We start from the raw sequence: 16,181 nt of genomic DNA, 5'->3' as shown, positions 1-16,181 counted from the left end.
GAGTGAATTTCATGAGCCTCCTGCTTGTCGAATCCTTCCGCACCGGTCCGCTGGGCGCCTCGCGGCCCCGGCCCGAGAGCGCCGGCCTGATGTTGCGCGCCGTGGCCGTGGCGTGCGTGCTGCTGGCCTTGCAGCCGGCCGATGTGCGGGCGCAATCCGCTTCGGCCACGCCCGAGCCGGTGCGTGTGCTCATCGAGCAAAGTCAGTACTGGCAGGCCCGCGGCGATCGTGCACGGGCTCGCGAGAATTGGGAAAAGCTCCTGCGCATCAGCCCCAACCAGCCCGAGGCGCTGGTCGGCATGGCGCAGTTGGCCCTGGACGAAAACCAGACCGACAACGCCCGCGAGTACCTTCGCCAGTTGCAGTCCTCGCATCCGGAAAGCCCGCTGATCGCGCAGCTTGAGCAGAGCATTCGCGTGGGCGGTAACCGGCAGCAACTGGAATCCGCGCGTGCGCTGGCCCAGCAGGGCCGCTCCAACGAGGCCGTGGCCGAGTACCGGCAGGCGCTGGGCGGTCAGGCCCCGACCGGCGACCTGGCCCTGGAGTACTACCAGACCCTGGGCGGCAGCGCGCAGGGCTGGGAAGAGGCACGCCAGGGTCTGGAACGTCTGGCCCAGGCCGACCCGGGCAATGGCACCAAGGCGCTGGCCCTGGCCCAGCATCTCACCTACCGCGAGAACACGCGGGCCGAAGGCATCCGCCGGCTGTCCGAGTTATCGCGTCGTCCCGAGGTCACGCAGCAGGCCATTCAGTCCTGGCGTCGTGCGCTGGCCTGGCAGGGCACGGGGCCGGCCGCCATTGCCGCCTACCAGTCCTACCTGCAGCAGAATCCCGACGATCAGGGCGTGCGCACGCAGCTCCAGCAACTTCAGCAACAGCGACAGGCCCAGGCGCAGGCCCAGAGTCAGACGGTGCAGGAAACGCGCGACCCTCTGCGCGAGCGCAGTACGGCCGGTTTCCGGGCACTCGACCAGGGCGATGTCGCCGCTGCCGAACGCGACTTCCAGGCCGTGCTGGCCTCGCGTCCCAACGATGGCGACGCCCAGGGCGGCATGGGCCTGATCCGCCTGCGCCAGGAACGCTTCGAAGAGGCACAGCGCCTGCTGCAGCAGGCCTCGCGCGGCAGCGACGCCTCGCGCTGGCGTACGGCGCTCAACAGCGCCACGTACTGGACGCTGGTGCGGCGCGCCGACACCGAACGCAATGCGCGCAACTGGCCCGAGGCCCAGCGTTCGCTGGAACAGGCCGTGCGCATCGATCCCAACGAACTGACCGGCCAGAACGCGCTGGCCGACGTGCTGGCTCGCAGTGGCCAGCCCGCCGCTGCGGAAACCGCGTACCGCAACATCCTGCAGCGCCATCCCGGCAACACCGATGCCACGCGCGGACTCATCGGCGCGCTCTCGCAGAACAACAAGTCGGCCGAAGCGCTGCAGTTGCTCGAGCAGCTTTCGCCCGAGGAACAGCGTCAACTGGGCTCGATCGGCGCCTTGCGTGCCGAACGCGATCTGGCACTGGCCAAGCAGGCCCAGCAGCGCGGCGACCTGACCGCTGCACGCAGTTCGCTCGAGCGGGCCATGAGCAACGATCCGCAGAGCCCCTGGGTGCGTCTGGATCTGGCCCGCATCTACCTGCAGATGGGTGCGCCCGACCAGGCCCGCAACCTGATGGCCAACATGCTGACGGCGGGTCCGGCCACGGCCGAATCGCTTTACGCGTCGGCCCTGTTCGCCTCCGAGACCGCCGACTGGCCCACCACCCTGAGCCTGCTCGAACGCATCCCGGCGCAGAACCGCACGACCGACATGGGCGCCCTGCAGCGCCGTGCCTGGGTGCACGCGCAGGCCAAGCAGGCAACCGCCCTGGCCCAGCAGGGCCGCACGCAGGAAGCCATCAACCTGCTCAACCAGGCCCGCGGCTTTGCCGGCCAGGACAACGAACTGATGGGCGTGGTCGCCAACGGATTCTCGGACGCCGGCCAGCCGGCCCTGGCCATCGACATGCTGCGCCAGTCCATCGTCAGCACGGTGCGGCCCCAGCCGGGTCTCTGGCTGCAGTACGCCGGCATTCTGCTCAAGACCGGGCAGGACGCCGAGCTGGCCGGGATCCTGCAGCAGCTCTCGACCCAGCCGCTCAATGCCGAGGACGATCGCACCTACCAGGGCCTTCGCGTGTCCTATGTGGTGCGTCAGGCGGATGCGCTGCGCGAGGCCGGAGATCTGGCCGGTGCCTACGACATGCTGGCGCCGCTGCTCGTCCAGTTGCCGGGCAACGGCGACGTGATCGGGGCCCTGGCGCGCATGTACGCCGACCACGGCGACTACAACCAGGCACTGCAGCTCTACACGCGCCAGCGCCAGTCCAACCCGCGCGACGTGCCCACCTTGCTGGCGGCCGCCTCGACCGCGACGCAGGCCAAGGAGTACGGCTATGCCGAGAATGCGCTGGCCGCTGCGCTTCAGGTGGCACCGCAGGATCCGGAGGTGCTCGCCGCCGCTGCGCGCGTGTACCGCGCCCAAGGCAAGAACTCGCGTGCCGAACAGCTCTACACCGCTGCGCTCCAGGCGCAGCAGCGTGCAGCGGGCGGCAGCATCGGCTTGCCGACGGGGCAGGTCTCGTGGTCGGATGCCCGTCCGCGCAATCCCTTCCGCAATGCGACGACGGGTGTGCCTTCGAACAGCCTGACCGCAGCGGCGGCAGCCGGCGGCCGCCAGAACGCGGGCAATCCGTTCGCGGCCTCCAATCTGCAGCCGGCTGCGGGTGCGTATGCCGGTGCCTACGGCGCTCCGGCGCAGCAGCCGGTCTATCCGCCGATCGCCTCGGCCGGTCAGAATTTCATTCCTGCGCCCGTGATGGCAGCGCCCCAGGGCCAGGCGGGCTACGGCGGCTATCCCGCCACGGCCGCGCAGCCTTACGGTGCGGCCAGCATGCCGTCGGCCTATGTGGCAGCACCCGTGGCGCGCACGGCACCGGCGGCCGCCACGGCTCGCACTTCGACAGCCAACAGGCGAACCGCCACGGCCGCAGCCCCGGCGGCCGCACCCGCGCAGATGGCGGCTTCGCTGCCCCAGGCCTACTACGGCGCGGCACCCGCCGCACAGGCGTATGGACAGCCTGCACAGCCGGTCTATCCCCAGCAGGCCTACCCGCAGAACTACGCGATGCCGGCCCAGGCCGGCGTCTACGGTGCACCGGCGGCCTATGGCGCCCAGCCGGTCTACGGCGGTGTCCAGCAGCCTTACGGCTTGCCCCAGCAGCAACCGCAGCAGGGCCTGCTGGCCTCCATCTTCGGGGACAGCGACGTTCCGGTGCAGCGTGCGCCCGCCACATTGGCCGAGGAACTGGCCAGCCTGCGCGAAGAACGGGGTGCCACCGTCTCGCTCGGCGCCACGCTGCGCACGCGGCAGGGCGAGGCCGGTCTGGGCAAGCTCGACGATCTCGAGACCCCGTTCGAAGTCAGGGTGCCGGCCGGCAACGGCAAGGTGGTCTTCAATGCGACCATGGTCAGCCTCGACGCCGGCACGCCCGCCACGGCCACCAGCCTCTCGAGCTACGACCAGGCCAGCCGCTTCGGCGGCGGACCGGTGGCCGCTTACAACTCCTATCTGTCGGCCACGGGCGGTGGCCGCGGCATATCGGCCGGCCCACAGAGCGACGACGGCGTGGGCCTGAGCATCGGCTACGAGAGCGAGCGCTGGCGCGCGGACATCGGCACCACGCCCATCGGTTTCCTCTACAGCACGGTGGTCGGCGGGGCGCAGATCGAAGGGCCGCTCAACGACCAGATCGACTACAAGGTCGGCGTCTCGCGCCGTGCCGTCACCGACAGCCTGCTGTCGTTTGCCGGTGCCAAGGATGCACGCACAGGCGACGAATGGGGCGGCGTGGTGGCCACCGGCGCGCGCGCCGAACTCGGCTTCGAGACCCAGCCGGGCCAGGGCTTCTACGGCTACGGCTCGTACCACACGCTCAACGGCCACAACGTGGCCTCCAACAGCCGCTTCGAAGGCGGCGGCGGCATGTACTGGCGCCTGATCGACGAGCCCAACCGCACGCTCAGCTCGGGCCTCAACGTCACCATGCTGGGCTTCGGCAAGAACCGGCGTTACTTCACTTACGGTCACGGCGGTTATTTCAGTCCGCAGAACTTCCTGTCGGTGGGCGTGCCCGTCGACTGGACCGGACGCAGCTCCCGCCTGAGCTACCGCGTGCAAGGCTCGGTGGGCCTGCAGCACTTCAAGGAAGATGCGGCCAATTTCTTCCCGACCAGCAGCGCACGCCAGGGCGCCGCCTTCGAAGCCGCCCAGACCGCCGGCGGCCTGACCGAACTCGGCGACGACGCCGCACGCGCCCGCTATGCCGGCCAGACCAAGACCGGACTCGGCTACAACGTGGGCGGCTCGCTCGAGTACAAGATCGGCCCGCAGCTGTTCGTGGGCGGCCACCTGGCCTTCGACAACGCCAGCGATTACCGTCAGATGACCGGCGGCGTCTACCTGCGGTATGCGCTGGAGCCGCAGACCCGGGCCATGGCCATGCCGGTCAACCCACTGAAGTCGCCTTACGCACCGTATTGAGCCCCGCACGCCGTGCAGAGCGCGGCGGCGGGTCATGCACCCAGCAGGAAGGATGTCCGGGATGGGCATCCAGGAGTTGAAAATCGTGAAGACAGCAAACATCAAAAAACATTCAGGGATGACACGCGCCGGACTGTGGAGCGTGGCGCTGCTGGCGGCGGCGACGCTGGCCTCGTGCGGCGGTGGCGGCGGCGACGACAGCGACATCGGCGCCGGCGGCGGCACCGACTCGGGCAGTTCGTCGGGCCAGCAGTATCCGGCCGGCATCTGGTCGGGCACCAGCGGCGGCCAGACCTTCTTCGGCATCATCGATCCGGGCAGCGCGACCGGCACCAGCGGCTTCTACTACTTCTCGCGCGGCGGCACCGATGCGATGGGCTTCGACGGCCTGTACGGCACCGACCTGCAGACCACGGGCGGACGCGTGACCTCCAACTCGGGCGTCTACTACCAGCGTCCCGCCGACGAGCAGGGCACCGGCACCTTCGTGACCAGCATCGCGCTGACCGGCACGCTCAGCGGCCGCGGCACGCCCAGCTGGACATCGGCCAACGCCACGTTCAACGGCAACTACACCAACCCCGGCAACAGCGCGACCCGTCTGCAGTTCACCAGCAGCTACGACGTCAACCTGGCCAAGCGCACCGCCAATCTCAGCCTCAACGGCGGCATCCAGGGCGCCTACATGGGGGCGACGTCCGATACCAGCGGCTGGGGTCTGTACGTCGACTGGGCCGGCCGCATCAGCGGACGCAGCGGCAACTGTCAGCTGTATGGCTCGGTCCTGCCGCAAAGCAGCGGGGGGCCGTTCTACAACGTCACCATCACGCTCGCCAACACCATCGACGGCACCACCTGCGCGCAGGCCGGTCATGTCCTGTCGGGACGCGCCATCGTGCGCTACAGCACCGACGACGTGAAGACCGGCCTGTGGCTGGCCGTGCGCACGGTGAGCGGCACACGCAACACCTTCATCCTCGACGGCAGCTTTGCCGCGACGGATTCGACCACCGTGCCGCGCAGTTTCGATGTCGGCTCCATCGCCACGACCAGCCAAGTGCCTTCGGGCATCTGGAAGGGCACCGATCCGTTCAACAACGAAGCCATCGACATGGTGGTGCTGGCCAACAACCAGTTCCTGATGTACCGCAACAATGGCAACGGCGACGTGTTCTACAACCCGTCGAATATCGGCATGGGGAACGCTTCGGGCGGTTTCTACTCGGAAAACAACATCTTCTGGCGCCGTTCGACCGACACGCTCTACAACAACATGCACTTCGCCGGCGCCGTGGCGACGCGGACTTCGCTCAAGGCGATCTACGACGACCCGTCGAAGCAAAGCGCCAACGGCAGCACCCTGGCCTACAACGGCCTGCCGGCGGCCATGTCGCTGACTCCCGCCGCCACGAGCGCGCGCGAAGTCGCCTTCGTCAGCGAACTGACCGGACAGACCTACCGCAGCACCAATTCGGCCGGCTTCGGCAGCCAGCCGCGCGTGACGTCGATCACCATCGGCAGCACCGCCAACACCGACGGCTCCTACCCCTTCAGCGGCACCGCCAGCGGAGGCTGTACCGTGAAGGGCGCCATCACGCCCATCCGTGAAAGCATCCAGACGGCCGGCAACATGTTCTCGGTCAGCGACCTGAGCTATTCGGTCGCAACCGGTTCGACGAGCTGCTCGCAGTCGGGTACCGACACGCAAAGCGGCGTGCTGATCGTCGATCTGAACGCATCGAGCCAAATTTCCGCAGTTCGCGTGCTCACGGCGTCCAGTACCGGCTTTACAATTTTTCTAGGCCAGCCCTGACCGGGGTTGATTCTTCGTCCAGCGGTTCACAACCCGGATCCACGCCACTTCCATGCCTGCCGCAGACCTCACGCAAGACTCCCACATCGTCGACAGCCTCGCGCAAGGGGTGTTCGTCTGCGATGCCGAGGGCGTGCTGCTGCGCGTCAATCCGGCGCTCGAACGCCTGACGGGCTACAGCGCTCACCAGCTCGTCGGCAGCGGGAACACCACGGTGGCGCAACTGCATGACACGCCCGAGCTGCTGCGGCGCGCGGCGCAGTTGCCGTTCGAGGTGTCGGTCGGTGCGCAGGGCCAGCCCGTGCTGGCCGCGCGTGCCTCGGCGCTGCCGACCAGCGGTGCGGAGTTCGACCGGCAATCGTGGACCTACCGCCGGCGCGACGGCACCAGCGTGCGTGTGCAGGTCACGCTCACGACCTTGCCGCAGGCCTGGCCGGCCGCGCTGCGCACGCCGTGCTACATGGGGCTGGTGAACCTCGAAGGCGCCTCGGCGCGCGACGCCTCGCATGGCGCCAATTGGCACGAGGGTTTCCAGGATGCCTGGACCCAGTTGCCCAACGTGACCTGGTTCCAGGAGCGTGCCTCGCTCAAGCTGCAGCATGCACGGCTTCGCCACCGTCCCTGTTCCGTGCTGGTGATCGAGATCGACCAGATGTCGCGGCTGCGCGACTCCATGGGCGACGACATGCTGGGCCAGGTGCTGCAACTGTGCGGTCACCATGTGCGCGGCGTGATCGGGCCGGATGCGATCCTGGCGACCATCGGCGGCGGGCTTCTGGCTTGCGTGGTCGACGGCGACACCCACGAAGTCGACATCCTGATCGGGCATATGCTGCGCCGGGTCTCCCAGCCCATGCAGGCCATCGATCGCAATCTGCGGCTCACGGCCAGCGTCGGCGCCTCGCTGTACCTGCCCGAGCTCAAGGTCGATACCGGCGAGCTGCTGCATCGCGCACGCGTGGCGCTGGGTGCTGCCAAGGCCGCGCACGGCAACCAGGCGTGCTGGTTCCGCAACGCCATGCAGTCCGAAGCCGTCGACCGGCTCGAACTCGAAGGACTGCTGCGCGAGGCGCTGGAGCAGCAGCAGTTCAGCCTGGTCTTCCAGCCGCAGGTCAATCTGTCGACCGGCCGCATCCTGCTCATGGAAACACTGCTGCGCTGGCAGTGTCCGGGGCGCGGTTCCATCAGTCCGGCGACCTTCATCCCGGTGGCCGAGGACATCGGGCTGATCGTGCCCATCGGCGAATGGGTGCTGCGGGAGGCCTGCCGCGAAGTGGGACGCCTGCGGCGCATGCTGCTCGGCAAGTCCGCCGAAGTGCCGCAGGTCGCCGTCAACGTCTCGGCCCGGCAACTGCTTCAGCCTGGCCTGATCGATCTGGTCAAGAGCGCGCTGGACGATGCCGGACTGCTGCCCGAGCACCTCGAGATCGAAGTCACCGAAAGCGTGCTGTTGGGTGACACCGAAGGTGCCCTGGCCACGCTCGAAGGCCTGCGGGCCCTGGGCGTGGGCCTGGCCATCGACGATTTCGGCACGGGGTACTCGAGTTTTTCGTATCTCACGCAGTTCCCCTTCGACCGCCTGAAGATCGACCGTTCGCTCATCATCAACATCGACAAGCCCGGCAAGGGTTACGCCATCGTCTCGGCCATCGTCTCGCTGGCGCATGCCCTCGAGATGCTGGTGACCGCCGAAGGCGTCGAGACCGCCGAGCAGGCCGAGGCACTCAAGAGCCTGCAATGCGACGACGTGCAGGGCTACTGGTTCTCCCGGCCCCTGGCACCCAAGGCGCTGGAGCGGGTGCTCACGGCGATTGCGGACCAGGCCGGCCTGCATGCCGCTTCGGCGCAGACGGCCGGCTGAACGACGCCGGCCCGGCGCTGCGGGCTGCCGGTTTTTCTAGGTACGTTCCGCTACCGCGATCTGATTGCGGCCGCCTTGCTTGGCCCGGTAGAGCGCGACGTCGGCTGCCTTGAGTGCGTCTTCCACATGCCGGTCTTCCAGCCGGAAATCCGCCACGCCCATCGACAGGCTGATGGGCACGCCTTCGTAGGCTTCTTCGATGGCCAGGGCCTGCGCCAGCCGTTCACAGGCGTGCACCGCCTCGTTCGAAGGCGTGCCGGGCAACAGCATCGTGAACTCGTCGCCGCCATTGCGGCACAGCACATCGCCCGAGCGGGCCGTTCGCCGCATGCGTTCGGCGAGGAAACGCAGCACGGCGTCGCCGACATCGTGGCCATGCGTGTCGTTGATCGACTTGAAACGGTCGATGTCGAGCACGACCACCGAGAAGGGCAGGCGGGCCTCGTCCAGCGCGCGGAGCGTGTCGTCCATGCCGCGCCGGTTGAGCAGACCCGTCAGCGGGTCGGTCACATTCTCGTGATTGAGCCGCGAGATCTTGCGCTGCACCAGGCTCAGCCCGGCCAGGATGGCGTGCTTGAGCTTGATGACCTCGTAGTACCACGATGGCACCTTGCCGATTTTTCTTTCGGTGTCGGCATCGTCGAGGCGGCTGGCGATCATGGCCAGGTCGTGCAGCGGGTTGGCGATCAGCCGCGTCAGGAACCAGATGGCCAGCAAGGTCAGCATCAGCAGCGGTGCGACCTTGAGGAGCATGTCCATGACGGGCTGAGTCAGCAGTTCGAGCGTGAGATCGGTCGGGCGCTGCACCACGACCCCCCAGCCGGTCGAGCTGACCGGCGCGTAACCCGACAGCATGGCGGTGCCCCGTGTGTTCTCGGACTGCGCGCTGCCGGTTTCGCCCCGGCGTACGGCCTGCACCACCGGATTGCGCATGACGTTCTCTCCGACGCGCTGCTGATTGGCGTGGAACACCAGGTTGCCCTGCCGGTCGACGACAAAGAGGTAGGAGCCGTTCTGGTAATGGTGGCGCCCCAGCACGCTGTGCAGCCCGTTGTCTTCGTGCAGGTAGACCGTGCCGCCGATGAAGCCCAGGAAATCGCCCCTCTGCGAGTAAACCGGATAACTGATGAAGATGACCAGCCGGGCCGTGCCCGAGGTGACGAAGGGCTCGCTCACCCTGGGCTCGCGCGCCTGGTAAGCGGAGAGCATGCCGGCGCTGCTGATCTGCAGGCCCAGCACTTCGGTCAGCGGCGGGGTGATGTTCACGATCTTGCCATCGGCATTGACGATGAGGACCGAGTTGAAGGTCTTGTTCTGATGAACCAGACGGCGCGTTTCGGCGGTCTGCAGCGACACGTCGTCGAAATTGGAACCCAGCACGTGGGCGCTGAAGCTGAGTTGCGAGAGCGCCTGCTGCAGGAACACGTCGGTCAGCTCGGCCATTTTCGAGGCGTAGGCCTGATTGGCGTCCAGCGTGTTGCGGATCAGCAGTTCGCGCTGCTGCGAGTAACCCGCATGGAAGGTGTTGAGGAAGGTCACCAGCACGGCCAGCAGCGACATCCCCAGGATCAGGCGGCGCAGATCCACACGCAGCAGAAGCGGCAGCAGCCGGGACGAGCGGAGCCGGCTGAGCAGTCGGACGGAGCGGGGAGGACGTTGGGTTGACACGCGGTCGAGGAAAATGAAACGGTCGGGGATGGAAGGCGTCGCGCAGGCATCGGCTTGCCGCGACGGCCGGAAGGCGAGACGGCGGGCTCCCGGCGTGCACCGGGCTGGCCTGTCGGCGGCTGTCGGGTGGCGGATTCGGCAGGGTGCGCAATGTTGCAGAATGGACGGACTGCTGGTCCGGTCGTCGACGGCTTCCCCCAAGTTATTGAAATTCGGCCGCGCACCCGCACTTTCTATCGGCCGTTACTATTTGTGAATCGAATTAGATACCAATGAGCAAGAAAACGCTATCTTTTCAGGCGGAAGTCGCCCAGCTGTTGCATCTGGTCACCCACTCGCTGTATTCCAACAAGGAAATTTTCCTGCGCGAGTTGATCTCCAACGCCTCGGACGCGTGCGACAAGCTCCGCTTCGAAGCCCTCGACCGCCCCGAGCTGTTCGAGGACGCACCCAACCTCGAAGTCCGCGTCAGCTTCGACAAGTCCGCGCGCACGCTCACCATCGTCGACAACGGCATCGGCCTGAGCCAGGACGAAGCCATCGAGAACCTGGGCACCATCGCCAAGAGCGGCACACGCGATTTCGTGAGCAAGCTCTCCGGTGACCAGAAATCCGATGCCCAGCTCATCGGGCAGTTCGGTGTGGGTTTCTACTCCGGCTTCATCGTCGCCGACAAGATCTCGGTGGAATCGCGCCGCGCCGGATTGCCGGTCGACCAGGGCGTGCGCTGGACCAGCGGCGGCACCGGCGACTTCGAAGTCGAGTCGATCGCCCGCGCCCAGCGCGGCACCAGCGTCACGCTGCACCTGCGCGAGGATGCCGAAGACTATCTCAATGCCTGGACGCTCAAGAGCATCATCGGCAAGTATGCCGACCACATCTCCCTGCCCATCCTCATGGAAAAGGAAGAGTGGAAGGATGGCGAGAACGACCAGCCCGGCGACATGGTCAAGACCGGCGAGTGGGAAGCGGTCAACAAGGCCAGCGCCCTGTGGAGCCGCAGCAAGAAGGACATCACGCCCGAACAGTACGGCGAGTTCTACAAGCAGATCGCCTACGACGCCGACGAACCGCTGGCCTGGACGCACAACCGCGTCGAAGGCAGCACCGAGTACACCCAGTTGCTCTACGTGCCGGCCAAGGCGCCGCAAGACCTCTGGAACCGCGATCGCAAGACGGGTCTCAAGCTCTACGTCAAGCGTGTCTTCATCATGGACGATGCCGAGGCGCTGCTGCCCAGCTACCTGCGTTTCGTCAAGGGCGTGATCGATTCGGCCGACCTGCCGCTCAATGTCAGCCGCGAGTTGCTGCAGGAAAGCCGCGACGTCAAGGCGATCCGCGAAGGCAACACGCGCCGCGTGCTCGGCCTGCTGGAAGACCTGGCTTCGCGTCAGCGCACGGCTGCCGACAGCAGCGACGGCAAGATCGACATCGGCACCGGCGACGCCGTGCCGGCGCCTGAATCCACCGGCGGCAGCGACGACAGCGCGACTGCCGCAGGTGCGGCCGCCGAGTTCGCGGACGAGGCCGACAAGTACGCCCGTTTCTACGCCGAGTTCGGTGCGGTGCTCAAGGAAGGCCTGGGCGAGGACCAGTCCAACAAGGACAAGATCGCCAAGCTGCTGCGCTTCGCCTCGACACACGACGACTCCGGCAAACCGGTGGTGAGCCTGGCGACCTACAAGTCACGCATGAAAGAGGGCCAGGACAGCATCTACTACATCACCGCCGACAGCCTTTCCGCTGCGCGCAACAGCCCGCAGCTCGAAGTCTTCCGCAAGAAGGGCATCGAGGTGCTGCTCATGACCGATCGGGTCGACGAGTGGGCGCTGAACTTCCTGCACGACTTCGACGGCACGCCGCTGCAGAGCGTGGCCAAGGGCGCGGTCGATCTGGGCAAGCTGCAGGACGAGGAAGAGAAAAAGGCGGCCGAGCAGGCGGCCGAGTCGTTCAAGCCCGTGCTCGACAAGCTCAAGGACGTGCTCAAGGGGCAGGCCAAGGACGTGCGCGTGACCACGCGCCTGGTCGACTCGCCGGCCTGCCTGGTGGTCGAGGACGGCGACTATTCGGCGCAACTGGCCCGTCTGCTCAAGCAGGCCGGACAGCAGGCGCCCGAAGTCGAGCCGATTCTCGAGATCAACCCCGAGCATGCGCTGGTCAAGAAGCTGGAGCAATTGGCAGGGGCCGACAACGGCTCGGATTTTGCCGACTACGCCCACATCATCTTCGACCAGGCCCTGCTGGCCGAAGGCGGCATGCCGGCCGATCCGGCGGCCTATGTGCGCCGCGTCAACAGCCTGCTGGCGACACGCTGAGGCTGGCCCGCCTGCGGGTGGGCCCTGGGCAAAAAAAAGGATGGCTCCGCGAGGACCATCCTTTTTTTCATGGGGCACCATTGCACTGGCCGCCCGGGCGTGCGGCCTCAGAGCGCCTTGCGCAGATTGGCCGGCGCGATTCTCAGGGCTTCGCGGTACTTGGCCACCGTGCGGCGCGCGCACTCGATGCCTTGCTCCTTGAGCATGTCCGAGAGCTGGTTGTCGGACAGCGGTTTCTTGACGTTCTCGGACGACACGAACTGCTTGATCAGCGCCCGCACCGCCGTGCTCGAGGCATTGCCGCCGGTCTCGGTCGACAGCGCGGAACCGAAGAAGTACTTGAGCTCGAATGTGCCGTAGGGCGTGGAGATGTACTTGGCGGTCGTCACCCGGCTGATGGTGGATTCGTGCAGGCCGAGTTCGTCGGCGATCTCGCGCAGCACCAGCGGGCGCATGGCGAGTTCGCCGTGAATGAAGAAGTTGCGCTGGCGTTCGACGATGGCCGTGCTCACGCGCAGGATCGTGTCGAAGCGCTGCTGGATGTTCTTGATGAACCAGCGGGCCTCCTGCAGCCGCTGCTGCAGGCCGCCGTCGCCCTTGTGGCCCTTGAGCGCGTTGGCATAGATGTCGTGCACCCGCAGGCGCGGCATCACGTCGGGGTTGAGCTGGGCGCGGAACTTCATGTTGGGACCGTGGCCGCTGCTGGTCACGATCACGTCCGGCACGATCACGTTGCGCTCGACGTTCACGAAACGACGGCCGGGCTTGGGTTCGAGCCGCGCGATCAGCGCCATGGCGGTGCGGATGGCGGCGTCCGGTGCGTCGCACAACTGCACCAGCTTCTTGATGTCGCGCCGCGCCAGCAGATCCATGGGCTGGCGGCAGATGCGCCGTGCCACTTCGCATTCCTCGCTCGGCGGCAACTGCGCGAGCTGCAGGCTCAGACACTCGGCCAGATTGCGCGCACCGACCCCGGCGGGCTCCAGGCTCTGCAGAAGCTTGAGAGAAATGCGGAACTGCTCGACCAGTTCCTCGAATTGCTCGAGATCCGGGTCGGCGCCCGTCAGGCTCTGCGCCAGTTCTTCGAGGGGGTCCTCGAGGTAGCCGTCGTCGTTGAGCGATTCGATCAGGAAGTACAGCGCCTGGCGACCGACCTCGTCGAGCCGCAGGCCCAATGCCTGCCGGTGGAGATGGTCTTGCAGCGACTCGTGGGCACGCGCCAGATCGGCCGCGCTGACATCGTCGTCGTCGCTGGCCGCACCGTTGCGCGCCGGGGCATCGCCGCCCCATTCGCTGTCGTCGGCCGCCATGTCGATGCTGCCGTCGCCGTCCCAGTCGCTCAGCGTTTCGGTTTCACTCGATGTGTAGTCGTCGCCCGTATCCGCTGCGCTCTCTGCGGCAGTGGTGGATTCTTCGCTCGCGGCCGACGTGCTGCCGGTGCTGCCGGCGGCCATGCCGTCCTGGCCGAATTCCTCGCGCGGCGCTGCCTCGTCGCCGACCTCCAGGAAGGGGTTTTCATCGAGCATCTGCTCGACTTCCTGGTTGAGCTCCAATGTCGATAACTGCAGCAGCCGGATGGACTGCTGCAGTTGAGGCGTCAGGGCCAGATGCTGGGAGACGCGTAGCGACAGGCTTTGTTTCAAGGCAGATGACTTCTTGCGTTACATGCGGAAATGCTCGCCGAGGTAGACCCGGCGGACGTCGGCGTTGTCGACGATCTCGGCTGGTGTGCCGCTCGCCAGCACATGCCCGTCGTTGATGATGAAGGCGCGGTCGCAGATGCCCAGCGTCTCGCGCACGTTGTGGTCGGTGATCAGCACACCGATGCCGCGCGACTTCAGGAAACTGATGATGCGCTGGATTTCGATGACGGCGATCGGGTCGATGCCGGCAAAGGGTTCGTCGAGCAGGATGAAGCGCGGTTGGCTGGCCAGCGCGCGGGCGATCTCGACACGCCGGCGTTCGCCGCCCGAAAGGGCCAGCGCAGGCGACTGGCGCAGGTGGTCGACACGCAGGTCCTGCAGCAGTCCGTCGAGCCGCTGGTTGATGGCGGCCTTGTCGAGCGGACGTTCGTTCTCGTCGAGCTGGAGCTCTAGCACGGCGCGGACGTTGTCCTCGACCGACAGCTTGCGGAAGATCGACGCTTCTTGCGGCAGGTAGGACAGCCCCATGCGCGCGCGCTTGTGGATGGGCATGTCGTGCACCGGCAGGCCGTCGATGCTGATGTGGCCCGCGTCGGCGCGAACCAGCCCCACGATCATGTAGAACGAGGTGGTCTTGCCCGCCCCGTTGGGGCCGAGCAGGCCGACGACCTCGCCCTTGTCGACGTCGAGCGACACGTCCTTGACGACCTTGCGGCTGCCGTAGGACTTCTGGAGCCCCTTCGCGATGAGGCGGCTGCGCGCGGTCTGCCCGGCCGCCGGCGCCTGGGAGGGATTCAGGGGTTTGCTGCTCACTGGCGGGGCTCCGTGAGAGTGGTGCTGCCGCGCAGGCTCTGTCCGGCCGGCGCAGGGGTCTTGGCGGGGGCGGCCTGTTCGCCGGTGTTGCGGGGCGAAATGGTCGCGCGGACCCGGCCGCCGCCTTGTGGCGAGCCGTCGACCGTGAACACCTCGGTGTCGGTGCGGTAGACGATGCGCTGCCCCGAGGTCTCGTCGCTCAGCTTGCTGCCGACGTAGCGCCGCATCTCGGCATTGCCGATCAGGCGCATTTCGGCAGCCTTGCTGTCGTACTCCAGCGTCAGGGCTTCGCCTTCGATGTATTCGTCGACGCCGTCGCGCTTCTGCCGGAAAAAGGCACGTTTGGACTTGGTGCCGTGCGCCACGCCGAACTGTTCGCCGGCCGCATCCTGGCGCACGTCCATGCGGTCGGCCCGCATGGTCAGCGTGCCTTGCGTGACGACGACATTGCCCGTGAACTGGCTGGTCTGCTTGGCATCGTCGAAGCGCAGCGAGTCGGCCTCGACATTCATGGGTTTCTGGCGATCGGCCTGCTCGGCCTGCACCGTACCCGCGCCGAGCAGCATGGCCGCGGCCAGGAGGATGGGGGAGAGGAGGTGTATCGCTTTAGTCATGAGGCATGAATCTTGCTCTGTTAGCTTTTCATTGTAGCCAGCAAATCGCCGCTGGCAGCGTGCAGGCTGTTCGGCAGACCGCGCGATGCGGGATTTCGCCGAGGACTTGACGGGGCGGCCTGGGCATGCGCCAACAAAAAACCCGACGTCAGGCATCGGGTTCGTTGTGCGGGAAAGACAGGCGCCGCGGGCGCCCGGCCGGGTCAGCGGCCCTTGCGCAGTTCGGCGACCAGGAAGTCGGTCGTCTGCAGCACACGTTCCATGCTGCCGGCTTGCTGGCCGTCGGTATAGAAACGTCCGCCGACGCCGATCGAGGGCACGCCCGCGACTTCGTAGGCATCCTGCAACTGGCTGGCACGGCGGGCCTTGGAGGCGACCGAGAACGAGTCGTAGGTCTCGAGGAACTTGGCCTTTTCGACACCCTGCGTGGCAATCCAGGTGGCGATGGCGTCCTTGGTCGTCAGGTTCTTGCGTTCGACGTGAATGGCATAGAAGACCTTGGCATGTAGCGTGTCGACGAGGTTGAGCGCCTCGAGCACAAAATACAGGCGCTGCTGCGGCTCGAAGTCGGCACGGAACGAAACCGGCGCGCGGCGGAAGCTGACGTCCTTGGGCAATTGCTTGACCCAGGCTTCGAGGCGGGGTTCGAAGGCGTTGCAGTGCGGGCAGCTGTACCAGAAGAACTCCACCACTTCGACCTGCCCCTTGGGCGCATCGGTGGGGGCCGGCTTGCCCAGGACCAGGTATTCCTTGCCTTCCTTGGGCGCATTGCCCTGGGCCTGGCTCGCGCTCACGGCCAACAGGCTGCTGGTGGCCGCCACGGTGGCAGCGAAATGACGACGGTTGATCATTCGGAAAGACTCCTCAATTGGGTTGC

At 66.8% G+C, this 16,181-nt stretch carries 9 protein-coding genes; 4 read left to right on the top strand and 5 right to left on the bottom strand.

Features of this window, described 5'->3' with window-relative positions; genetic code table 11:
* The first annotated feature begins 11 nt into the window (after nt 1–11).
* From EC845_RS15270 to EC845_RS15260, 3 genes are all read left to right on the top strand, one after another.
* Nucleotides 12–4,577 carry a cellulose biosynthesis protein BcsC gene (locus EC845_RS15270; RefSeq protein WP_233598101.1) on the top strand — a complete coding sequence of 1,522 codons (4,566 nt, stop codon included), beginning with the start codon at nt 12–14 and terminating at the stop codon, nt 4,575–4,577.
* Nucleotides 4,578–4,695: 118 nt separating this feature from the next.
* Nucleotides 4,696–6,390 carry a hypothetical protein gene (locus EC845_RS15265; protein WP_148077319.1) on the top strand — a complete coding sequence of 565 codons (1,695 nt, stop codon included), beginning with the start codon at nt 4,696–4,698 and terminating at the stop codon, nt 6,388–6,390.
* Between the two features lie 52 nt (nt 6,391–6,442).
* Nucleotides 6,443–8,251 carry a bifunctional diguanylate cyclase/phosphodiesterase gene (locus EC845_RS15260; protein ID WP_123298986.1) on the top strand — a complete coding sequence of 603 codons (1,809 nt, stop codon included), beginning with the start codon at nt 6,443–6,445 and terminating at the stop codon, nt 8,249–8,251.
* Between the two features lie 36 nt (nt 8,252–8,287).
* Here EC845_RS15260 and EC845_RS15255 read toward each other — a convergent pair whose 3' ends face one another.
* Nucleotides 8,288–9,919: a sensor domain-containing diguanylate cyclase gene (locus EC845_RS15255; RefSeq protein WP_148077318.1), complete on the bottom strand. Its 1,632-nt coding sequence runs from the start codon at nt 9,917–9,919 to the stop codon at nt 8,288–8,290.
* A gap of 272 nt (nt 9,920–10,191) precedes the next feature.
* On the opposite strand from EC845_RS15255, the gene htpG reads away from it, so the two are divergent.
* Nucleotides 10,192–12,234, top strand: a complete 2,043-nt coding sequence (gene htpG, locus EC845_RS15250; RefSeq protein WP_123298984.1) for a molecular chaperone HtpG — start codon at nt 10,192–10,194, stop codon at nt 12,232–12,234.
* Nucleotides 12,235–12,341: 107 nt separating this feature from the next.
* Here htpG and EC845_RS15245 read toward each other — a convergent pair whose 3' ends face one another.
* The 4 genes from EC845_RS15245 to EC845_RS15230 all read right to left on the bottom strand — a co-directional run bounded on the left by EC845_RS15245 (nt 12,342) and on the right by EC845_RS15230 (nt 16,152).
* Entirely contained in the window at nt 12,342–13,877 is a 1,536-nt protein-coding gene (locus tag EC845_RS15245) for an RNA polymerase factor sigma-54 (RefSeq protein WP_123298983.1), read from the bottom strand.
* A gap of 18 nt (nt 13,878–13,895) precedes the next feature.
* Nucleotides 13,896–14,690, bottom strand: coding sequence for an LPS export ABC transporter ATP-binding protein (gene lptB, locus EC845_RS15240; protein WP_370451332.1), 795 nt, complete (start codon nt 14,688–14,690; stop codon nt 13,896–13,898).
* The gene (gene lptA / locus EC845_RS15235; protein ID WP_123298982.1) at nt 14,687–15,304 is read right to left on the bottom strand and encodes a lipopolysaccharide transport periplasmic protein LptA; all 618 of its coding nucleotides are present in this window, start codon (nt 15,302–15,304) and stop codon (nt 14,687–14,689) included. The genes lptB and lptA overlap by 4 nt, the downstream gene beginning before the upstream one ends.
* Before the next feature lie 203 nt (nt 15,305–15,507).
* Nucleotides 15,508–16,152, bottom strand: a complete 645-nt coding sequence (locus EC845_RS15230; RefSeq protein WP_123299193.1) for a thiol:disulfide interchange protein DsbA/DsbL — start codon at nt 16,150–16,152, stop codon at nt 15,508–15,510.
* Nucleotides 16,153–16,181 lie beyond the last annotated feature (29 nt).

The sequence above is a fragment of the Comamonas sp. BIGb0124 genome (assembly GCF_003752175.1).
Lineage (GTDB): Bacteria > Pseudomonadota > Gammaproteobacteria > Burkholderiales > Burkholderiaceae_C > Comamonas_F.
Note: the sequence above shows the minus strand (reverse complement) of the source record. Positions and strands in the feature narration are given on the sequence as shown.

What these genes read in the sequence shown, in the direction of transcription:
- EC845_RS15260 (WP_123298986.1), top strand. Translation starts at nt 6,443, where the DNA reads ATGCCTGCCGCAGACCTCACGCAAGACTCCCACATCGTCGACAGCCTC.
- EC845_RS15265 (WP_148077319.1), top strand. Translation starts at nt 4,696, where the DNA reads ATGACACGCGCCGGACTGTGGAGCGTGGCGCTGCTGGCGGCGGCGACG.
- htpG (WP_123298984.1), top strand. Translation starts at nt 10,192, where the DNA reads ATGAGCAAGAAAACGCTATCTTTTCAGGCGGAAGTCGCCCAGCTGTTG.
- EC845_RS15270 (WP_233598101.1), top strand. Translation starts at nt 12, where the DNA reads ATGAGCCTCCTGCTTGTCGAATCCTTCCGCACCGGTCCGCTGGGCGCC.
- lptA (WP_123298982.1), bottom strand. Translation starts at nt 15,304, where the DNA reads ATGACTAAAGCGATACACCTCCTCTCCCCCATCCTCCTGGCCGCGGCC.